This window comes from Pyramidobacter porci (assembly GCF_009695745.1).
Classification (GTDB): domain Bacteria; phylum Synergistota; class Synergistia; order Synergistales; family Dethiosulfovibrionaceae; genus Pyramidobacter; species Pyramidobacter porci.
On the sequence record NZ_VUNH01000008.1, the window covers coordinates 94,721 to 113,442 of the forward strand.

The window sequence follows — 18,722 nt, forward strand, 5'->3', positions numbered from 1 at the left end:
GCGCCTACTTCCTGACCGTGTCGTACACGTCGGCGCGGCGGTTTTTCAACGACGGCAGATGAGCGCGTACCTTGTCGAGATACTCGAGGTCGATCTCGCCGACGGCGATTCCGGCGCCTTCGGAGGCGCGGGCGACAACCGTTCCCCACGGGTCGACGATCATGCTGTTGCCGAAGGAATCGGACGTTCCGTGTTTTTTGCCGTACTGCCCGGCCGCCGCCACGTAACAGGTGTTCTCGATAGCGCGGGCGCGCAGGAGCGCTTCCCAGTGATCCTTTCCCGTCGCCATGCGGAAGTTGGCCGGCGCGAACAGGATCTGAGCGCCGTGCAGGGCCAGATAGCGGTACAGCTCGGGAAAACGGATATCGTAGCAGATCGACAGCCCGAGACAGCCCATTTCCGTGCCCACCGTCACCATCTCCCGGCCGGGCTTGATGCGGGCCGATTCCTCAGCCACGCTGCCATCGGGGAGCGTGATGTCGAACGTGTGAAGCTTGCGGTATTTGGCAACCATTTCGCCTTGGGGATTCAACACCGCGGTCGTGTTGAACTTGCGGTCGCCCTCGGGGTTCACTTCGGCAATGCTGCCGCAATGGATCCAGAGGTGATGCCGGCGGGCTTTTTCGGCCATCAGGGAAATCGTTCGTCCTTCGGGAACAAGTTCAGGCGCTTCCTGCCCCTCGTCGATCACATTGAAAACTTCCGGGAAAGAGACGAACTTCGCGCCTTTGGACGCCGCCTCGTCGATAAAATCACAGGCGGCCTTCAGATTGGCGTCTTTATTGCCGCGCGTATCCATTTGAATCACGGCCATCAGGTATTTTCTCATCTGTTTCGCAATCTCCTTTGGCTGCTTTAATGCCATTGCTTGAGGAACTCGACCACACGCTCCACTGTTTTGCCGACGATCTGTTCGCCTTTTTCCGCGCTGGCCGGCGTGGGATCCCCTACGTGGGCCTCGGGATACGTTTCCACAAAGGGAGCGAACTGAGGAATATCGGGATATTCGTTGGCGGCAAGCCCCACGTCCTTCAGACGCTCGGCCTTGACCAGGTCGGGACGCAGATACATAAACGTGGAGGTGCCGGCCTCAGCGGCATGAGCGTGGGCAGGCCGGCCGTCATACTTGAGAATGCCCTTGCAAATGGGCTGAATGATCCGCCACCAGTCGATCAGACAGCACTTCACGTTCCTGGTACGGCGCAGATGCGTGGCGATCTCGGTAATGATGGGCACGTTGCCCAGATGCGGCCCAACAAAACAGAAACGCTTCACTCCCGTTTCCGCAAGGCTCTCGACAATGTCATAAAGATAATTGCGCAGCGATTCGGGGCGAACCGTAATCGTACCGCCTTCAGGCGCAAAAAGACTCTCCGAATAGCCAACGGGAACCGAAGGGCCAACGACCCAGCCAATCTTTTCGGAAATACGATTGGCGATTTCTTCGGCCACCAGCGTATCGGCGCCGACAGGAAGATGCGGCCCCCAGACCTCGAATGCGCCAACCGGAAGAATTATCGCGCGAGTTTTGGCAACCTCGGCACGGTAATCAACAAAGTTCATCTCTTTCATCAACAGCATCGGACAGCCTCCATATCGCACCACAAAAACCTTAAATTTAATCATGGAACCCTGTGAATTGCATGTGATTATAACATCATAATTATTTGACCGCAAGTTTTCCGTCAGCTCTCCTGAATCGTGAAACGCTCTTTTTGGCGCAGCACAACAGGCACAAAAGCGCAGCAGACAACAATCTTCCGTGCAAAATGTTCCACGTGGAACATTCCTCATGAAAAAGAGTCTGTCTCTCAATTCCCGTTTCCAGGGAAATAGAGACAGACTCTTTTGCACTCATACAGTTCTACTCGGCAAGGAAGGCACGGAATTCCCCTGGCGAAACGGAGAGAAAACTCCTCTCGAGCAGTTCGTCGGGAAGCAGCGCTTCCAATCCCACAAAAGGATAACGTTGGCCGCGGATGCGCGCTTCGACTTCTCCGGGAGTTCCCAAGCTGAAAAAATCGCCGTAAATGCGGCAGTCTTCCACGCGCCCTTCCTTGACGACAAGGCCTATCTGCACGGTGCCGCCGGAAAAACGGCGTTCGTTGTTCACGGTGAAATCGGGTGAATTGCCCCACGTCCAGTTCCACGAGGCGTATTTGCTTACGGCCAGCTCCTGCGCATTGAGCGCCTCGGCTGCCGCAGGCGGCCGCACGGTCTCTGCGTGGTAAAAACGGATCAACGCCGCCGCGAATCCGGCCTGAAAGCGTTCGAGCGTCATTTTCTGCGGGAGGTGCGGCAGAAGGTTGGTAACGCGGCTGCGGACGGATCGAAAGCCTTTTGACTGATATTTCTCCGGTTTGACCCGCAGGGCGCGTTCCACGTCTTCAAGGCGGGAATCGAAGAGGATCGTGCCATGGTGAAGCACCATTCCGGCCGCTGCGTACTGCGCCACGCCGGAGATCTTGCAGCCTTTCACCGTCACGTCGTTGCGTCCCGTGTGTTCCGCCGCGACTCCCAAAGACCGGAGATATTGCAAAAGCGGGACGCTGAACGCTTGGATATCCAAACGTGATTCATCCTGAGACGGCAGGATCACGGAGTAATTGAGGTTGCCGCGGTCATGATACACGGCGCCGCCGCCTGTTATGCGCCGCACGACGTGAATTCCGCGCGGCGCGATGAACTCGCGCATCACTTCCTGAGCGGTGTTCTGAAACCGTCCCACGACGACGGTGGGGTCGTTGCTCCACAGCATGAGGAATCCTTCCCGCCTTTTCGCGGCTTCTTCACAAAGGACTTCCTCAAGGGCAAGGTTGTAGCGCGGATCGTGCGCGTCGTTCAAAATATAATTGAAATTCATTTGATCCATCCCATCGTTTCCGTAAAATCTTCTCCCTTGAAAAGTCCCCGTGCGGCCGCACTGCACGGGGACTTTTTTGCGGACAGACTGTTTTTAAGCCCTCTTTAACAGCGCCGGAAAGCGCGCCGCGCGGTTTAACGTTTGGCGCTTAACGCCCTGCGCCCGTATGTGTCGGCGGCGATCATGGCGTTGTAGACCATTTCCGCGTCGACCTCGAAGGGCATGTTATGCAGCGTGTCCGTCGGCGCGCATGCGGCGTCCGCCACCGGCATCAGATGTTCGCGGCTGGTGTCGGTGACGCCGAGTTCCGCGAAGGTGACCGGCAACCCGACGGCGATCATCCAATCGAGCATCTCGGTCAGTTCCTCCTCGGGAACGTTTTCCATCACCAGCTGGGTCAGCGTGCCGAAGTTCACTTTTTCGCCGTGCTGCATGTGATGGCATTCCGGAAGCTGAGTCAGCCCATTGTGAATCGCGTGCGCGGCGGCGATGCCGCAGGATTCGAAGCCAAGCCCCGAAAGCAAGGTGTTCGCTTCGATGATGCGTTCGACGGCGGGGGTCAGCGCCTGTGATTCAAGAGCGATTTTCGCTTTCAAGCCGTCGCTGACGAGCGTGTCGTAGCACAGTTTGGCGATGCCGAACGACGTGACGCCAACGGTGCCGCCGGCAAAATTGCCGGCGCCGGAGTTCACGCAGGCGCGCGCTTCGAAGTACGTGGCCATGGCATCCCCCATGCCGGAGACGGTGAGGCGCAGCGGGCTTTGGGCAATGACTTCAGTGTCCATCAGCACAAGATTGGGGTTGGCCGGCAGGAACAGATACTCTGCAAAAGCGCCCTCGTCGGTATAAATGACCGAAAGGGCGGAGCAGGGCGCGTCGGTGGAAGCGACCGTGGGGCAAATGGCGACAGGGATCCCGGCGTAGTACGCCGCGGCCTTGGCCGTGTCGAAAATCTTGCCGCCGCCGACGCCGATCATCACGTCAAAACCCTGTTCCTTCACGAGCTTTACAAGGCGGTCGATTTCCGTCCGCGAGCATTCGCCATTGAATTTCTCAAAGACGACGGGAGCTTCGCTTTGGGCAAAGCTCTTTTCGATCCGCTCGCCGACGCGGTCGATGCCGCCGGCAGAAATCAAACAGAGCGCTTTGCTTCCGAGTTTGGCCGCATACATGCCGAGGTCGTTCATCGCTCCGCGCCCCTGAACATAACGCGACGGTGAAATAACCGTGACTGCCATGCTGAAACCTCCTTTTCATTCTTGCTGTCATCCGTAAATCATCGTGCGTATCCCCACAAGGAAACCGCATTCTCTCCGGGGCAATCTCAGACGGAGCCGGCCTAGGCCGTCGTGCCGCCGTCTACGACAATCACCTGCCCCGTAATTTCCTTGGAGAGATGGCTGCACAGGAAGAGAACTGCGTTGGCGATATCCTCCTCCACCTGGGGAACGCCGAAGGGAATCAGCTTCTTGACGCTGTCGTCGAAAGTGCTGTTGCGGCGGTCGACATTGTCGGAACCGCCCGTCATGGAGTCCAGGATCTCCTCCCACATGTTCGTGCGGATGATCCCCGGGGCAACGCTGTTGACGTTGATGTGGTAGGGTGCTGCCACTTTGGCGAGGTTCTTCGTCAGGGAAACGACAGCCGTCTTCGTAGCGCTGTAATGCTCCAGCATCCCGAGCTGGGCGACCCCGGCGATGGAGGAAGTCGTCACGATCCGTCCCTCCTTCTGGGCGATCATTTTCTTCAGAGCGCAGCGCACCACGTTGGAGAGCCCAATGACGTTGATGTCGTAGACCCTTTTGGCGCGTTCCCCGCTCAGCTCCAGAAAAGGAACCGTCTCGATGACCCCGGCGTTGTTGACGACAAAATCGATTTTGCCGCCGGCAAATGCCTCGCCGGCCTTAAAGAATTCCTCTACCTCGGCATCGACGGAGACGTCCACCTTTTTGAAATCGGCCTTGACTCCCAGTTTGCGGAGTTCCTCGACGACGCTGGTGCCTTCGGCTTCTTTCCGGTTGCCGATGAAGACGTTGGCGCCCGCTTGTGCCAGCACTTCCGCGACCGTTTTGCCCAAGCCGCGTCCGCCTCCGGTGAGCAGCGCGGTTTTTCCTTTCAAATCAATCTGAATGCTCACGAGAACTCCCTCCTCTTTTCACGTTATGCTAATTTTCCGATTTTACCTTTCGACACCTAGACATTGACATAGATTTTCTTTCCGTACTCCGCCTCATTCCTTTGGCGGCAGGTGCAAAGCCCTGCTCAGAACGTCCAGCGACGCCTCCTTGACCGTCTCGCCGAGGGTAGGATGCGCGTGGATCGTGGCGACGATCTCGTCGACCGTCAGCTCGGATTTCATGGCAAGCGTCCCTTCCACGATCAGATCCGTGGCCCTGGGGCCCAAAACGTGCATGCCCAGGATCTCGCCAGTCTCTTTGTCCGCAAGGACCTTGACCATCCCGTCGGGCATCCCCGCGATCAGCGCCTTGGCGTTGGAGTTCATCGGGAAACGCCCTACGATGAAGGGGCGTCCCGACTTGGCCAACTCCGCCTCCGTCGATCCCACTCCCGCGAGCTCGGGAGCGGTGTAGACGCCGCTCGGGACGCACCGGTAATCCATGGCCGCTTTGCGTCCCATGATAACCTCCGCCGCGACCTCTCCCTCGGCCGAGGCGACGTGCGCCAGCATGATGGGCGAGGCACAGTCGCCGACGGCGTAGATGCCGGGGACGCTGGTCCTCATCTGTCCATCGACCGCGACGCGCCCCCGCTCGGTGCGGACCCCGATCTCCTCGAGTCCGAGTCCCTGCGTGAAAGGACGGCGCCCCGTACAGACGAAAACCTTTTCCGTGGCGATCTCTTCCTCCGCGTCCGTCGCGACGACTGTCGCGTATCCGTCTTCCGTGAGGCGAACCGCCTTGACCGTGGCCGAGGTCAGGATTCGAATGCCCCTGGCCTCCAGGATCTGCCTGAGGTACCCGACAAGTTCGGCATCCATATTCGGCAGGATCTCCGGCAGCATTTCGACGACGGTGACCTTGACGCCCAAAGCAGAGAAGACGGAAGCGAATTCAACGCCAATGACGCCGCCGCCGACAAGAAGGATGGATTTCGGCAAAGCATCCAGCTCCAAAGCTCCGTCGCTCGTGAGGATCCCGGGGAGGTCGAACCCGGGCACAGGCGGCAGCGCCGGAACGGATCCCGTGGCGACAATGAAGGCATCGGCTGACAGGGATCGCACCGCGCCGTCCTCCTGCGCGACGACGATCTCTCCCGGAGAACGAAAGACCGCGTTTCCCCGCACAACTTCCACGCTATTGGCCCCCAGCAGGAAACCGACTCCCTCGACAAGGCGCGCGACGATCTCCGCCTTGTGCTGCATCAGGACCTTCCAGTCGACGCGGGCCCCTTTTACGAAAAGCCCGACGGACTCCCCCTCCCTGACGGCCGAGGCCAGCTCCGCCGTGTGCAGCAGCACTTTGGTCGGAATGCAGCCTCTGTTGAGACAGGTTCCTCCCAGCGCATTCTTCTCCACAAGGACGACGGAGGCTCCCAGCTGCGCGGCGCGCAGCGCGGCAACGTATCCTCCGGTTCCTCCGCCGATGACCACGACCTTCTTTGATCCTTCCGCCATAATTTTCCCTCCTTGTCACACAAATTGGGATCGCTCTGCCGAAGAGCCGGGATTTTCCTTGGACAGCACTGGCCTTCTCCGCAATGTGCTCGGAGCGATTCCAAATATTTTCTTGAAGGCGAGCCCAAAGTAGGCAGCATTGCCGTATCCCGATTCCCGGGCAGCTTGCCGCACGGAAGCCCCCGAGAGAAGGAGAGTACGCGCCCGCTGCATCCTGGCGTCCTTCAATACATCCATGAAACGGACGCCCTCCTCCCGGAACAGGCGGCTGAGATGCCCGGGGCTGACGCCGACGTGCCTCGCGGCTTCTTCCAGGGACGCCTTGCCAGGTTCCTCCCGGATGAAAGCCACGGCTCTGCGGACAGGCGAGCACTCCGTATCGTCCACCCCTTCCACAGAGGCGGAGAGAAGTTCTCCGTGCTCCGCTAACTCTTTGAGCGCCTCCTTGAACCTTTGTTCCAGCGCTTTGATGCGCATGGCCTGGCGGATCTCCGTCTCCCGGCGATGGACGCACTTTTCCACTGCCTCCCGCAGAGCCTCTGCCCGGACCGGCTTCCAGAGGAAAGAGGCGACCTCGTCCTCCAAAGCGCGGGCCAGGTTCGCGAGGGTATTGTAGGCCGTGACGACCACGACTTGAGCGCCCAAACCTTCGCGGCGCAACCGCTCCAGGCTCAGCATCCCGTTTCCGCCGGGAAGACTGATGTCCAGCAGCACAATGTCCGGAGGGCGTTCCCGGGCAAAGCGCTCGAACTCAGGAACGTTTCCGGCCTCGTCGATCTCGAGCGACGGGAAAAAACCGCGGAGCAGCAAGACCAACGCGTCGCGCTCCAGCTTCTCATCTTCAACGACGAGCGCTCTCAACGGCGGAATCGATGGAAGTTCAAGCGCAGACACAGCGGACTCCAAGTTCATGGAAGGTTCACCGGCCTTTCCGGAAGCCGCAGTTCGATGCGGGTTCCTCCGCGGGGGATACTCCTGACTTCTATGGAAGCAGACTTCTCGTAGTAGAGGTGCAAACGTTTCCGAACGTTCGCCAGTCCCATCCCTTCCCGAAAACGGTTCATCTCGAACCCCACTCCGTTGTCCTTCAGAACGATATGGATGGAGTCCTTTTCTTTTTTCGCCGCCAAGAGGAGTTTCCCCTTCCGAAGCGAGGGTTCGAGCCCATGGATCAGGGCGTTCTCCACCAAAGGCTGAAGCAGCATGAAAGGGATCAGACACTCGCGCACCTCCGGGTCCTCCTCGACGGAAAAAGAGAGGCGGTCTCCGAAGCGAACCCGGTAGATCGCAAGGTAGCTGCGCACGCACTGGAGTTCTTCGCCGAAGCAGACCAATCCATGTTCACTCTGCTCCTGCAGGGTATAGCGCAGATAGTCCGCAAGCTGCTCGGTCATCTCCATCGTTTTCTTGGCGGTCTCGAAAAGAGCCAAGCGCGCGATACAGTTCAGACTGTTGAAGAGGAAGTGCGGATTGATCTGGTTCCTCAGAGCTTTCAGCTGGGCACGATGGAGCGCGTGTTCCATATCCGCACCTCTTTGCCTCTGCTGGGACAACAAAAGGCTCTGCTCGAGAATCTTCTGCCGAGCCAGATTGATCTCGCATAATTCGACGATCTGCGTGGAAAGAAGGCGCATGATCTCGAGCGCCCGTTTCAGTTCGGTCTCATCCAGGATAGGAAGCTGCCGGTACTTTTCGATCAAAAACGCGCGCTCCTCGTCATTTCTCACAAAGGTCCAGCGTTTTGAAACGGCCTCAAGTCCCGCGCCGTCAACGGTCTTGGACTGGACCTGCCCCGAGGCCAGAAATCCCGCCAGGCGTCCGTTGATATAAAGCGGAGCGCACAGATCGGTCAGACCGTTCGCGCAGGTATAAATGTGAATGTCCCCCTGTTTCAGCGAGGTTCGTGTGGCCCTTTTATCGCACGCATCGCAAGTGGCCTTGCCCTTGCGTATCGAGTGCACGTGATCGCAGAATTCCGAGGCATTGACCAAGATCACCTTCTGCCCCTTCGGAGTCATCAAGCAAACTCCCACCTGGAAGAGACGAGCGAAACTCCGGAAAAGATCTTCCAGTTTCACGACGTCTACCGTCTCCTGCCACCATTCGAAGGAACCGTATTCGAACTCCCCGTGGGGCAATGCCATCTCTTCGCCTTGTCCGTCTTGTCTTGACGACATTTTTTCTGCTGGCATGTCGTCTTTTATGACAATATTTTTCAACCCCATTGATCTAACAACTCCCTTGGTGTAAAATATAACATAAAGATAAAAAATATGCTACTTCTTCTTGTAAATATTTTATTCCGATGCGGTGAAGCGGATTTTGCCACTCGGAACAGGCTTAACATCAAGAAATGAAAGGGGGTTTGCATCTATGAAGCGTTTCATTGTGGAGCTGGGCATGGGGGCAGATCTTCACGGCGGGGACGTCACGAAGGCGGCGAAGCGAGCGGTACGCGACGCCGTTTCTAAAAGCTGCCTCTGCGGGATCTTCGAGGTAGCCAAGCTGGAGAAACCGGACGACATGTCCATTCGCCTGAAGATATGCTGCCCCACGCCGGAACTGCTGGACAAAGAACAAGTGATCAAGTCGGTTCCCTTTGGCACAGTGGAGCTCACAGTTCAGGAAGGGGGAATGCTTACCGAAGGGCTTCATCTTCCTCAGTTGGGAAAAGGCAGCTCCATCGTCGTGGCACTGGCGTCCCTGACCGTCTACGTGGAATGAACGGCCGGCAGGGATTCGTGTGAATGAGAAATTCTTAAGGAGGTAAAGGCATGAAGGTCACGAAAGAGAAACTTCTGGACATGTACAGGACGATGTTCATGATTCGCTCCTTCGAACTGAAGGCGGCCGAGCTCTTCGCGGCCGGAAGGATCCCCGGCTTCGTTCACCTTTATGTGGGAGAAGAGGCCGTCGCCACGGGAGTATGTGCCAATCTGAAGAAAGGCGACTACATCACAAGCACCCATCGTGGGCACGGACATCTTCTGGCCAAGGGGGGCGACGTCAACCTGATGATGGCCGAGCTCTTTGGAAAGGCCTCAGGGTATTGCAAGGGCAAGGGAGGATCCATGCATATCGCTGACGTGGACCTGGGCATCCTCGGGGCCAACGGGATCGTCGGAGCGGGATTCCCGATCGCCGTAGGCGCGGCGTTTTCCTGCAAATACCGCAAGACAGGCGATGTGACAGTCTGTTTCTTCGGAGACGCTGCCTCGAATCGGGGCACGTTCCATGAAGGAATCAACTTCGCCTCGATCCACAAACTGCCGGTCGTCTTCGTCTGCGAGAACAACATGTACGGCATTTCCAACTACCAGAAAGCGGGCATGAACATCAACGACATCGCCGACCGCAGCGAAGGATACGGCATACCGGGCGCGAGCGTGGACGGCAACGACGTCATGGCGGTCTACGAGGCAGCCAGCGCGGCCATCGAAAACGCCCGCAAGGGCGACGGGCCCAGCCTGATCGAATGCAAAACCTGGCGCCAGCGCGGTCACTTCGAGGGCGATCCGGGAAAATACAAGGATCCCGAAGAGCAGAAGAACTGGGTTGCCAAGGATCCGCTGCCACGTCTTGAAAAGCGTTTGGAGGAACTGGGATACGCCTCCAAGGACGAGCTCGCGGCCATGCAGAAGGAAATCCTTCAGAAGATCGAAGCCGCGGTTCAGTTTGCGGAGAGCGGCCCCGATCCGTCGCCAAGCGAGCTGCTCACCGACGTACTGGCCTGAGTGATTCCATCCGGACAAGAAGAGGTGAAAACGATGACTCAGATGAGTTACAGTGAAGCGATCAGGGACGGCATCCGCATGGAGATGCGCAGGGACTCCGGCGTGTTTTTGGCCGGGGAAGACGTGGGAATTTTCGGCGGCTGCTTCGGCGTAACGGCGGGCCTGCAGGAGGAGTTCGGCAAGGAACGCGTCGTGGACACGCCAGTTACCGAGACGGCGATCATGGGGCTCGGAGTGGGCTCGGCCGCTACGGGACTGCGTCCGATCGTGGAAATCATGTTCGCCGACTTCATGGGCGTCTGCTTGGACGAGCTCTACAATCAGGCGGCCAAGATGCGCTACATGTTCGGCGGCAAGACAAAAATCCCGATGGTGATTCGCGCGCCCGTCGGCGCCGGAGTTTCGGCTGCCGCCCAGCATTCACAGTCCAATGAAGCGTGGTTTGCTCATATTCCGGGCATCAAGGTGGTCATGCCGGGGTCGCCGGCGGACGCCAAAGGGCTCTTGGAGGCTGCCGTCCGCGACGACAACCCCGTTGTGTTCTTGGAGCACAAGCTGATGCTGGGGATGCAAGGGGACGTCCCGGAAGGAGAGTATGTCGTCCCGATCGGCAAGGCGGACATCAAGCGCTCCGGCACGGACGTCAGCCTCATCACATGGTCCGGCATGGTGCCGAAGACCCTTGCCGCGGCCGAGATGCTGGCGGCGGAGGGCATCAACGCAGAGGTCGTAGACCTGCGGACTCTTACGCCTCTGGACAAAGAGACCCTGCTGAGCTCTGTGGAGAAGACCGGACGCGCGGTGATCGTGCACGAGGCCGTCAAGACCGGCGGATTCGGCGGAGAAGTCGCCGCCGTCATCGCCGACGAAGGATTCGGTTACCTGGACGCTCCCGTCAAGCGCGTCACCGCCCCCGACACCCCCATTCCCTTCAGCCCCGCTCTGGAGAAGCTCTGGATTCCCGACGAGACGCGAATCGTCGCGGCGGCAAAGGAACTTGTCCGGGGTTAAGCTCGGACCGAAAGGGGATATGAGGATGGCAGCTCCCGCGACGGTGGGAATCATCGCCAATCCGGCGTCCGGCAAGGACATTCGCCGTTTGGTCGCCTATGGCACGGTCTTCGACAATCAGGAGAAGGTAAACATCGTCCGCAGGGTTCTGCTCGCCCTCTCGGGTACAGGGGTCGAGCGCGTGCTCTACATGCCCGACTACTACGGCATTGTCGCCAAAGCGGTTGCGGGCATGCGCCGCAGTGACTCCCTGAATCTGGAAATCGCGCCGCTGGAAATGGAGCTGACAGCGACGCAGCTCGACTCCAGCAACGCAGCCGCCGCCCTTGCCGAGGCGGGGGCGGGGTGCATCGTGACACTGGGGGGCGACGGGACGAACCGCATGGTCGCCAAAAGCTGTGGGGATGTCCCCCTGCTCCCCATCTCTACGGGCACGAACAACGTCTTTCCCTTTTTCTTGGAGGGGACGATCGCGGGGCTTGCCGCCGGAGCCGTTGCCCAAGGATACGCCGGCGCCGACGCCGTGCACCGTTCAAAACGCCTCACCGTGTTTCGGAACGGCGTCCTCGCGGACATCGCCCTGATCGACGCGGTGGTTTTGGACAACCCGTTTGTCGCTTCCCGCGCCATGTGGGATGTGGAGGACATGCGGATGGCGGTTTTTACGCGCGGCGAGGCCCATAACATCGGTATCGCCTCTCTGCTGGGGACGTTGGCTCCCGTGACCGTCCACGATCCGTGGGGTGCCTTCATCGCCTTGGATCCCTCGAGGCGGGACCGCGTCGCCGCCATCGCTCCGGGATTGCTGCTTCCGGTCGGGACATCCGCCCCATGCCGCATGGAACTTGGGGAAAGCGTGGAGATCGCACCTATTCCCTGTATCGTCGCCTTGGACGGCGAACGGGAGGTAGAGTTCCAAGAGGGAGATCGCGGGAAGATCCGCTTGGATCGGGATGGTCCGAACGTGGTGGCCCCGGATCGGGCTCTCAGGAATGCTGTTGCCGACGGCTTCTTCAGTCGGCCGGAGGTGCTGGGGATTCATCTGCAATGACAATTGCTGGAGGTCATCTATGGCAACCGAGATCACAATGCCCAAATTAGGGCTCACCATGAAAGTCGGCAGGATAGGCAAATGGCTCAAAAAAGAAGGCGATCCCGTCAGGAAGGGGGAGGCGATCGCGGAAGTGTTGACGGACAAGATCGCGAACGTGCTCGAGGCCACGGCGGAAGGGGTGCTTCTGAGGATAACGGCCCCTGTCGGAACGCAACTTCCCGTGGGGGGACTGATGGGCTACATCGGAGCGGCCGGCGAGAGCGTTCCCGACGCGGCAGGCGCAGCGCCGGCCCTTGAGGCGGCACAGCCAGCCGCGGCTGCGGCCGTATCGAAATCGGCGCCCGGCGCCGGCGGAAAAAAGCCGAGAGCGACTCCCGTGGCTCGCAAGCTGGCCGAACAGCACGGCCTCGATCTGTCGCGCCTCGCAGGGACGGGGCCGAACGGCAGTATCGTGCGCGAGGACGTGGAAAGGGCCCTGGCGCAGGGGCTTCCCCAGGAAACTTCGCCGGCGCCAGGCGAGCCTGACGCCTTCGAGATCATGCCCTATGCCGGAATACGCCAGGTCATCGGGGAGAACATGCTGAGGAGCTGGCTGGAGATCCCGAAGGTCGACCATCATGCCAGCGTCAACATGACGGAACTGCTGGCCGCACGGCGGGCTATCAACGAAAACCTGCCGGAGAGCGAAAAAGTCACCGTGACGGATCTTCTCGTCATGCTCACCGCCCGTGCTCTGGAGACGAAGCGAATTTTCAACGCCCTCATGGAGCCGGACGGGATCAAAATCTATCGCAACGTCCACATGGGAATCGCCATCGCGCTGGAAAACGGCCTCGTGGTACCCGTCGTGCGCGACGCCAACAAAAAACGGCTCCGCGAGATCAGCGCGGAGATCAAGGACCTGGCGGCGCGCGCACGGGAAAATCGCCTGACGGAGACAGATTTTACCGGCGCAACCTTTACCCTGACGAATCTGGGCGGCTACCGCTCGACGGAGCACTTCACCCCGATCATCAACCCGCCTCAGGCGGCCATTCTCGGCGTCGGCCGCACCAAAGACGTGCCGGTCGCGGTGGACGGAGAGGTTCGCATCCGTCCGATGATGGCGCTGTCGCTGTCTCACGACCACAGGATCGTGGACGGCGCTCCGGCAGCCGAGTTTCTGGGCATCCTGATGCGGATGATCGAAATGCCCTCCAGAGCGCTGTATTAGAGCGCGTTTCCGCCGCTTCGAGAGTGACGCGGGCGCGCTCCCACCAGCGCAAGACCGATAGCGAGTCTCAATCGAAACACCTCATAACGGAACGCGACGTTGCTGCCGCACCCTCAATCCCCGAAAACAGGAGGAAACGAACAATGCTGAAACTGATGAGAGCCCCGCACAAATACGTTCAGGGAGAAAACGCGCTGAACGAATTCTACGACATCGTCAAGGACATGGGCACGTCGTTCCTGTTCATCTGCTCGAAAAGCGGCGAAAAGGCGTGCCGCCCCAAGATCGAGAAGAGCTGCGCCGGCAAGGACGTGACGCTGCGTTTCGAAGTGTTCGGCGGCGTCAGCTCCGTGGGCGAGATCGAGAAGATGCGCAAGATCATCCGCGACGAGAACATCGACGTGGTCGCCGGCATAGGCGGCGGCAGCGCCATCGACACGGCCAAGCCGGCAGCTTATTACGAGGGGCGCAAAGTCATCTCCATCCCCACCGTCTGCGCGACCGACGCTCCCTGCACCGGGCTGTCCGTGCTGTACGAAAACGACCACACGTTCAAGGAATACATCTTCTACCCCAACAATCCCGACGCCGTCATCGTCGATTCCTCGATCATCTGCCAAGCTCCCGTGCGCTTCCTCGTCTCCGGCATGGGCGACGCGCTGGGAACCTACTTCGAGGCCCGCATGTGCGAGAAGGCCAAGGCCCCCTCGCTGGAAAACGGCGGCATCACCCGTTCGGCCATGGCCCTGTGCCGGCTCTGCTACGAGACGCTGCTCGCTCACGGCGAACGCGCCAAAGCCGCCGTCGAGCTGAAACTCCTCACCCCCGACGTCGAGGCCATCATCGAGGCCAACACCTACCTCTCCGGCGTCGGCGCCGACAACGGCGGTCTGGCCACAGCCCACTCCGTTTACAACGGATTCACCGCCCTCAAGGAGCTGACGGCCATGCACGGCGAAGCCGTCGCCTTCGGCACGCTCGTGCAGCTGATCCTCGAAGGCGCGGGACGCGACGAGTTTCTCACCGTCATGGATTTCTGCCAAAAAGTCGGCCTGCCCATCACGCTGGCGGAAATGGGCGTCGCCGATCCCGAGCGGGTCATGCTCGCCGCCGAAAAAGCCTGCATTGCCGGCGAATCCATCCACAACATGATCGGCGACGTCACCCCGGCACAGCTGTTCGACGCCATTCTCGCCGCCGACAAACTCGGCAGCGAATTCGCCGGCAAAAAATAGAGCCGCTCCGCTGCCAAAAGGGGCTCATCTCGTCGTTTCAGCGCGCAAGGAAACAGGCGAATAATGCAAAGAAATCCCTGACGGTTACTGAAACGTCAGGGATTTTTCATAGGCAGTGTTCCACGTGGAACATCGCGGTCGGCACGTCTCTCTCGCTGCGGCTCCCGAGAATATCATACTATTTCTCAATAGAAAGCACTCATATAGTTTGCAGGGCGCTGCGGAGGAGTTCAGTCGCTCAAGACTACCCCGACCGCTGCGCGGTCTGCGCAACTCGCTTCGTGAATCTCCCCCGCAGCGCCTCTGTGTTCGGTATTTTGATTGAGAAATAGTATCAGAACTCCGTCAGCATCAGCGAACCGTCCTCGCCGCTCACGTTGACGGCGAAGTTCCGCGTCGCGCCGTCTTCGCCGACGTAAGAGACGCCGTTGTTGGGCAGGTCGCCGAAAAACGTTGTCACGACCGCCAGAGGATGTTCCGGCGTGAGCTGGTCGAGCCGATACAATTCCTTGACCGCGAACGAGACTTTTCCGTTTTCGTCCACGCTTTCAAACGCCAACGCCAGCACCTTGAAGTCTTTTACGGCGCGATCGGTCGAAAAGAGGATTTTTGCCTGCGGTTCCGAACTGCTGGCGACGAACTCGCCGCAGACGGGGATTCCGGCCGGGGCGTCTTTCGCCCACTGCGCGCGCACGCGCGATTCGACGCGGTTCGCGGCCGGTGCGTTTTCTTTCGCCGGCTTGTACCCTGAAAACGGGGTCAGCTCCCGTGAAGCTGCGTTTGCCGTCGCGGCCAGCATAGCGCAGAGCGCCGACACTCCCAAAAACGATAACAACGTGCGCTTCATGTTTTTCCCCTCTGCCTTTCTCGAATGTCTTTCTCGCCGCAAAATTCCGCCGGCTGAGTTCAAGCACATTATAGCACGGCGTCCGCGTTCTCCGGGGATTGCCGGCCGGTTCCGACGCGTTTACGCGGCGGCTTTTCCTTCGCCGCCCCGCTCCGGCCGCGCCGTACGCCAAAAAAGCGCGGCCGCGCCCAGTTCGGCCGACATGGAGAAGATCGCCATCCCCGCCGGGGAACGGTCGTACAGACAGCCCATCAGCCAGCCGCCCGCGAACAGGCAGACACCGAACGCCGCCTGGAACGAACCGTAGCCCGAGCTGCGGCACTCCTTGGGAACCAGCGTCGCCACCGCCGCCTTGAGGATCGATTCCTGCGCCCCCATGCCGGCGCCCCACAGCGCCGCGCCGGCGTACAGCGCCCCGCCGCCCGGCAGCAGGAAGATCAGCGCGCTGAAAGGCGCCGTCAGCAACGCCGACAGCGCCAGCGCCTTCATGCCCCAGCGATCGTAAAGCCAGCCGAAAGCGAGCGCCGCCGCCGCGTCGACGCCCATCGCCGCGGCGTAAAGCAGCGGCAGAGCGCCCGGCGGCATCAAGCCGCGCCGCGAGACGTGCATGGAAATCATCGCAAAATCCATGAAGCCCAGCGCGAACAGGCTGATCCCGGAGATATAGATCGTGAATTTTTTTCCGGGGGCGAAACGTCCGGCCGCGCCCCTCTTCGTATCCGGCTCGAAATTCTCCGGCCGCGGAAAGAGCCGGCGCGCCGCCAGCAGCAGCCCCAGCGTGACCAAGGCCGGCGCGGCCAGCAGCGCGAAACAGCGGCGGTAATCAGCCAAGCTGTCGCCGGAACCTTTGAAGTACATCACGGCAAACAGCGCCGCGGGCCCCAAAAACGCCCCCAGCTGGTCGAGAAATTCCTGCAGCGCGAAGCTCCTCCCCACGCCGTTCTGCGCGGCGGCAAAGGACAGCAGCGTGTCCTTGGCGGGCTTTTTGACGGCTTTGCCGGCGCGTTCCGCGACGATCAGCGCCGCCGCCCAGAGCCAGCCGTTTTCGGGAACCAGCGCCAGCGCCGGAACGGCGAGAAGGTCCACGGCGTAGCCGACGATCGTCAGCAGCCAATACCTCTTCGTGCGGTCGGCCAGACGCCCCGTCGCGCAGCGCAGCGAATAGCCGATCAGCTCGCCGAAACCGGAAACGAACCCCACGGCCGCCGCCGACGCTCCCGTCAAGCTCAGATAAGCGCCGAGAATGCTCTTGCCGCCCTCGTGCGTCATGTCCGAAAAGAGGCTGACGACGCCCATCAGCACGATGAACGACAGCGCGGCGCGCTTCAGATCCTTGTTTTCATTGACTCGTTCATTCACGAAGACTCACGGCTTTCGAGAAAATTTTTTTTAAGCGCTCACGCCCGTATTTTAATAGATCCAGAACAGTTTGGGGAGAGCCCCCGCCTCGCCCAGCACCTCAAGCAGCTCCAGCAGCCCGGCGAGCCAGACGAACCACACCGCGTCGAAGACTTCGCGCCGGAACACGCGCGGCGTCACGACATATTCCCGCGGCTCTGCAAAGAGCGAAAGACGGGGGATAAAGCGCGGCACGGCCGCCATGTAGCGCCGGTAATCGTCGCCGAAGCGCTCCAGCAAGTCCCTTTCTTCGGACAGGATCACGCCCGGATACGTCAGCGCGAAGGCCGCGGCAACGCCCAGCGCCAGCGTCGCCGATTCAGTGCAGCAGCCCACGCCGACGGCGCCGAGAAAGCTGAAAAAGTACAGCGGATTGCGGCAGAGCGAATAAGGCCCTTTGTCGATCAAGCGGTCCGCCTTGTAACCGGCGATATACTGCGCGCACCAGATCCGTCCCACCGCCCCAAGCCCGGCCAAAAGACAGCCCGCGGCGAACATCGCCTCGGCCGCCGCCGGAAACGAAAGTTCCAGTTTTTTCCCCGAAAAGGCGCACAGTCCCGCGAAAAAAACGCCGGCCAGCTGCGACAGCCTGGTCCGATAACGAACGAAGAATTCCACGAACGCCACCCCTTTGTCCCATTCAGTTCGCCGTCCACCTGACGGCGCGCTGTGCCGCGGCCCTTTTCAACAGACCGAAACGGTACAAACAGCTCGCGCCCTGATACCACGTCACCTGCGCCAGATCAAGCGGCGCGGCGGAGACGGAGCGCCGCGTAAACAAAGAACCGAAAACGAAGGCAGCGAAGTCTTTTGTACGTCACGTTTCTCTCTTCCGAAGCGACACCGTCATGATTTTTCGGGAAAGCCCCCGGCCTTCCTTTCAGGCAGAGATTGTACGCCCGAGACCTAACGCTTCTCTTAGCGAATTCTAAACAATTCCTAAACTCTGTCTCGCGCAGCCGCGTAAAAAGATCCCTTCCGTTTTCTTCGGCGCGCGCCGGAGGCAAACAGAAGGGATTTTTTTCGGAGCTTCAGCCTAGCCGGCCGTAAAGCGATAGCCGGCGCCCCAGACCGTTTCGATATATTCGGGACGGGAAGGATCCTTTTCGATCTTGTCGCGAATGCGGTTGACGTGCACGGTGACGGTGGCCGCGTCGCCAAGGGGATCTTCGCCCCAAACGCGCTCGAACAGCGTCTCGCGGGAAAAGACGATATCGGGGTTGGAGGCGAGGAACAGAAGCAGTTCGTATTCCCGCCGCGCCAGCGCCACTTCGCGCCCGCCGACGAACACGCGGCGGGACAAGGGCAGAATTTTCAACTCTTTCAGCTCTATGGGGCGTTCCGCGCCGGCCGAGGCTCCGTTTGAAAGCCGTTCGTGGATTTGGATATGGGCCCGGCAGCGCGCCACCAGTTCCGACGGGCTGAAGGGCTTGACCACGTAATCGTCGGCGCCGAGTCCGAGCCCGCGGATCTTGTCCACGTCGTCCTTGCGGGCGGTGACCATGACGACGGGCACGTTTTTGCTCCGCCGCACCTCGCGGCAGATTTCGAAGCCGCCAATTCCCGGCAGCATCACGTCGAGCAGCAGCAGCGCGTATTCCTCCGTCCGCGCCAGACGCAGCCCCTCGCGGCCGTCGAAAGCGATCTCCACCGCGAAGCCGTTGGCTTCCAGATAGTCGCGCTCCAGTTCCGCGATCAGGCGATCGTCCTCCACAATCAGGATTTTCCGCATG

At 60.1% G+C, this 18,722-nt stretch carries 18 protein-coding genes; 6 read left to right on the top strand and 12 right to left on the bottom strand.

Annotated elements, in window-relative coordinates; genetic code table 11:
- Positions 1-4: 4 nt before the first annotated feature.
- The 8 genes from FYJ74_RS08195 to FYJ74_RS08230 all read right to left on the bottom strand — a co-directional run bounded on the left by FYJ74_RS08195 (position 5) and on the right by FYJ74_RS08230 (position 8,641).
- On the bottom strand, positions 5-829 hold the full coding sequence (locus FYJ74_RS08195; protein WP_154529093.1) for a carbon-nitrogen hydrolase family protein: 825 nt from the start codon (positions 827-829) through the stop codon (positions 5-7).
- Between the two features lie 26 nt (positions 830-855).
- On the bottom strand, positions 856-1,581 hold the full coding sequence (locus FYJ74_RS08200; RefSeq protein ID WP_195838862.1) for a creatininase family protein: 726 nt from the start codon (positions 1,579-1,581) through the stop codon (positions 856-858).
- Between the two features lie 283 nt (positions 1,582-1,864).
- Positions 1,865-2,863: a lipoate--protein ligase gene (locus FYJ74_RS08205; RefSeq protein WP_154529095.1), complete on the bottom strand. Its 999-nt coding sequence runs from the start codon at positions 2,861-2,863 to the stop codon at positions 1,865-1,867.
- Positions 2,864-2,997: 134 nt separating this feature from the next.
- Positions 2,998-4,101 carry a glycerol dehydrogenase gene (locus FYJ74_RS08210; RefSeq protein WP_154529096.1) on the bottom strand — a complete coding sequence of 368 codons (1,104 nt, stop codon included), beginning with the start codon at positions 4,099-4,101 and terminating at the stop codon, positions 2,998-3,000.
- A 101-nt stretch (positions 4,102-4,202) separates the two neighbouring features.
- Complete coding sequence (locus tag FYJ74_RS08215) at positions 4,203-5,000, bottom strand: SDR family NAD(P)-dependent oxidoreductase (RefSeq protein ID WP_154529097.1); 798 nt, start codon at positions 4,998-5,000, stop codon at positions 4,203-4,205.
- 93 nt (positions 5,001-5,093) lie between these two features.
- Complete coding sequence (gene lpdA / locus FYJ74_RS08220; RefSeq protein ID WP_154529098.1) at positions 5,094-6,497, bottom strand: dihydrolipoyl dehydrogenase; 1,404 nt, start codon at positions 6,495-6,497, stop codon at positions 5,094-5,096.
- A gap of 15 nt (positions 6,498-6,512) precedes the next feature.
- A complete protein-coding gene (locus tag FYJ74_RS08225; RefSeq protein ID WP_154529099.1) occupies positions 6,513-7,409 on the bottom strand; it encodes a helix-turn-helix domain-containing protein in 897 nt (298 codons plus the stop codon).
- On the bottom strand, positions 7,406-8,641 hold the full coding sequence (locus FYJ74_RS08230; RefSeq protein WP_195838863.1) for a sensor histidine kinase: 1,236 nt from the start codon (positions 8,639-8,641) through the stop codon (positions 7,406-7,408). Before FYJ74_RS08230 ends, FYJ74_RS08225 begins: the two co-directional genes overlap by 4 nt.
- Positions 8,642-8,870: 229 nt before the next feature.
- Here FYJ74_RS08230 and FYJ74_RS08235 point away from each other — a divergent pair, with 229 nt between their 5' ends.
- From FYJ74_RS08235 to FYJ74_RS08260, 6 genes are all read left to right on the top strand, one after another.
- A complete protein-coding gene (locus FYJ74_RS08235; protein WP_154529101.1) occupies positions 8,871-9,221 on the top strand; it encodes a Lin0512 family protein in 351 nt (116 codons plus the stop codon).
- Between the two features lie 50 nt (positions 9,222-9,271).
- A complete protein-coding gene (locus FYJ74_RS08240; protein WP_154529102.1) occupies positions 9,272-10,231 on the top strand; it encodes a thiamine pyrophosphate-dependent dehydrogenase E1 component subunit alpha in 960 nt (319 codons plus the stop codon).
- A 33-nt stretch (positions 10,232-10,264) separates the two neighbouring features.
- Entirely contained in the window at positions 10,265-11,242 is a 978-nt protein-coding gene (locus FYJ74_RS08245; RefSeq protein WP_154529103.1) for an alpha-ketoacid dehydrogenase subunit beta, read from the top strand.
- Positions 11,243-11,267: 25 nt separating this feature from the next.
- Positions 11,268-12,293, top strand: a complete 1,026-nt coding sequence (locus tag FYJ74_RS08250) for an NAD(+)/NADH kinase (protein WP_229769424.1) — start codon at positions 11,268-11,270, stop codon at positions 12,291-12,293.
- 19 nt (positions 12,294-12,312) lie between these two features.
- Positions 12,313-13,509 carry a dihydrolipoamide acetyltransferase family protein gene (locus tag FYJ74_RS08255; protein ID WP_154529105.1) on the top strand — a complete coding sequence of 399 codons (1,197 nt, stop codon included), beginning with the start codon at positions 12,313-12,315 and terminating at the stop codon, positions 13,507-13,509.
- Positions 13,510-13,652: 143 nt separating this feature from the next.
- Positions 13,653-14,744, top strand: a complete 1,092-nt coding sequence (locus FYJ74_RS08260; RefSeq protein ID WP_154529106.1) for a glycerol dehydrogenase — start codon at positions 13,653-13,655, stop codon at positions 14,742-14,744.
- A gap of 334 nt (positions 14,745-15,078) precedes the next feature.
- Here the strand turns inward: FYJ74_RS08260 and FYJ74_RS08265 are convergent, their stop codons facing one another.
- From FYJ74_RS08265 to FYJ74_RS08280, 4 genes are all read right to left on the bottom strand, one after another.
- Complete coding sequence (locus tag FYJ74_RS08265; protein WP_154529107.1) at positions 15,079-15,591, bottom strand: hypothetical protein; 513 nt, start codon at positions 15,589-15,591, stop codon at positions 15,079-15,081.
- A 120-nt stretch (positions 15,592-15,711) separates the two neighbouring features.
- Entirely contained in the window at positions 15,712-16,950 is a 1,239-nt protein-coding gene (locus tag FYJ74_RS08270; RefSeq protein WP_326830912.1) for an MFS transporter, read from the bottom strand.
- 51 nt (positions 16,951-17,001) lie between these two features.
- Positions 17,002-17,607 (bottom strand): methyltransferase family protein, encoded by a 606-nt coding sequence (locus tag FYJ74_RS08275; RefSeq protein ID WP_326830913.1) that lies wholly within the window; start codon positions 17,605-17,607, stop codon positions 17,002-17,004.
- 418 nt (positions 17,608-18,025) lie between these two features.
- Positions 18,026-18,721, bottom strand: coding sequence for a response regulator transcription factor (locus FYJ74_RS08280; protein WP_154529108.1), 696 nt, complete (start codon positions 18,719-18,721; stop codon positions 18,026-18,028).
- Position 18,722: the final 1 nt, after the last annotated feature.

Bases quoted from the DNA above. Each gene is read 5' to 3' on its own strand.
- FYJ74_RS08245 (WP_154529103.1), top strand. From the start codon at position 10,265: ATGACTCAGATGAGTTACAGTGAAGCGATCAGGGACGGCATCCGCATG.
- FYJ74_RS08260 (WP_154529106.1), top strand. From the start codon at position 13,653: ATGCTGAAACTGATGAGAGCCCCGCACAAATACGTTCAGGGAGAAAAC.
- lpdA (WP_154529098.1), bottom strand. From the start codon at position 6,497: ATGGCGGAAGGATCAAAGAAGGTCGTGGTCATCGGCGGAGGAACCGGA.
- FYJ74_RS08255 (WP_154529105.1), top strand. From the start codon at position 12,313: ATGGCAACCGAGATCACAATGCCCAAATTAGGGCTCACCATGAAAGTC.
- FYJ74_RS08210 (WP_154529096.1), bottom strand. From the start codon at position 4,101: ATGGCAGTCACGGTTATTTCACCGTCGCGTTATGTTCAGGGGCGCGGA.
- FYJ74_RS08235 (WP_154529101.1), top strand. From the start codon at position 8,871: ATGAAGCGTTTCATTGTGGAGCTGGGCATGGGGGCAGATCTTCACGGC.
- FYJ74_RS08230 (WP_195838863.1), bottom strand. From the start codon at position 8,641: ATGGCATTGCCCCACGGGGAGTTCGAATACGGTTCCTTCGAATGGTGG.
- FYJ74_RS08205 (WP_154529095.1), bottom strand. From the start codon at position 2,863: ATGAATTTCAATTATATTTTGAACGACGCGCACGATCCGCGCTACAAC.
- FYJ74_RS08280 (WP_154529108.1), bottom strand. From the start codon at position 18,721: ATGCGGAAAATCCTGATTGTGGAGGACGATCGCCTGATCGCGGAACTG.
- FYJ74_RS08195 (WP_154529093.1), bottom strand. From the start codon at position 829: ATGAGAAAATACCTGATGGCCGTGATTCAAATGGATACGCGCGGCAAT.
- FYJ74_RS08240 (WP_154529102.1), top strand. From the start codon at position 9,272: ATGAAGGTCACGAAAGAGAAACTTCTGGACATGTACAGGACGATGTTC.
- FYJ74_RS08265 (WP_154529107.1), bottom strand. From the start codon at position 15,591: ATGAAGCGCACGTTGTTATCGTTTTTGGGAGTGTCGGCGCTCTGCGCT.
- FYJ74_RS08250 (WP_229769424.1), top strand. From the start codon at position 11,268: ATGGCAGCTCCCGCGACGGTGGGAATCATCGCCAATCCGGCGTCCGGC.
- FYJ74_RS08200 (WP_195838862.1), bottom strand. From the start codon at position 1,581: ATGCTGTTGATGAAAGAGATGAACTTTGTTGATTACCGTGCCGAGGTT.
- FYJ74_RS08225 (WP_154529099.1), bottom strand. From the start codon at position 7,409: ATGAACTTGGAGTCCGCTGTGTCTGCGCTTGAACTTCCATCGATTCCG.